Origin of the sequence: Limnospira sp. (assembly GCF_051859755.1) — a bacterium.
Classification (GTDB): domain Bacteria; phylum Cyanobacteriota; class Cyanobacteriia; order Cyanobacteriales; family Microcoleaceae; genus Limnospira; species Limnospira fusiformis.
Window position 1 is genome coordinate 1 of sequence record NZ_JBIMLI010000367.1, and the last position, 998, is coordinate 998.

General features: G+C 52.3%; 2 protein-coding genes. One reads left to right on the forward strand and one right to left on the reverse strand.

All coding sequences use genetic code 11. The annotated features are described in order from the left end of the window. Positions 1–471: formylglycine-generating enzyme family protein (locus ACTIE0_RS24675; RefSeq protein ID WP_439517059.1), on the forward strand; the 471-nt coding region annotated here is incomplete at its 5' end. 214 nt (positions 472–685) lie between these two features. Here the strand turns inward: ACTIE0_RS24675 and ACTIE0_RS24680 are convergent. Next, positions 686–998 (reverse strand): HNH endonuclease (locus ACTIE0_RS24680; protein WP_439517060.1); only part of this gene is annotated, 313 nt, incomplete at its 5' end.

Below are 998 nucleotides of genomic sequence, written 5' to 3' on the forward strand. Positions count from 1 at the left end.
CCCAGTGAAGCGGAGTGGGAATATGCAGCCCGCGCCGGAACCACTAGCCCCTTTCACGTCGGTGATACCCTGACGACGGACCTCGCCAACTACGATGGCAACCACACCTATAGCTCAGGACCCCTGGGAGCCTACCGCGGACAAACCACCCCCGTCGGTCAGTTTCAAAACGCCAACGCCTTTGGCTTGTATGATATCCACGGAAATGTTTCGGAATGGTGCGCTGACCCCTGGCATGATAGCTACAATGGTGCGCCTTCGGATGGTGGTGTGTGGGATTATGACAACGATATTCGTTATCAAAAACCTATTGAATATTTAGTCAACTTTTTGGAAAGCCAAGAAAGAAGGGTGCTGCGTGGCGGTTCGTGGCTCTTCAATCCAGTAGTCTGCCGTTGTGCCAACCGCGACAGGGGCGGCTCAGACCTCCTCTACTTCAGCTGCGGTTTTCGGGTTGCCTGTGCGCTTTAGTAGGTTGGGTGAAGCGCAGCGCAACCCAACTTCCCCCAGTATGTAGGTTGGGTGAAGCGCAGCGTAACCCAACTTCCCCCAGCCAAACCGGGTTTCTTTCCCAATGCGGAACCCGGGACTTGAAGTCATCAGGATAGATTAGGGGTCGAGAATGAAGTCACCTCCATCCCCTCCCATTCAAAACCGTACGTGATAGTTTCCCATCATACGGCTCCTAGTCTGATTGCTCCATTGTTAGGGATACAGCGTTGGCGTTGTCTAACGCCGTCTTATCATCGTGACAGTGGCGGTGCAGTAGTTGAAGATTCTTATATTCATCCTTTCCACCGTGGTTTCGAGGTATAATGTGGTCTACTTCAACTAAGTCTGATGGGGTAAAGTATTGTCCACACCAGGCGCATTTGCCTTTTTGTTTTTTGAGTAGTTTAGCTACCCTTGTTGGCGTGTCGATTGCTTGTCCTTTCCTGGTTGCCCAGTAAGTCCAGTTTCCGTCGTATGGTGTCGCGTCGGGGCGCACTAGGGTGTGT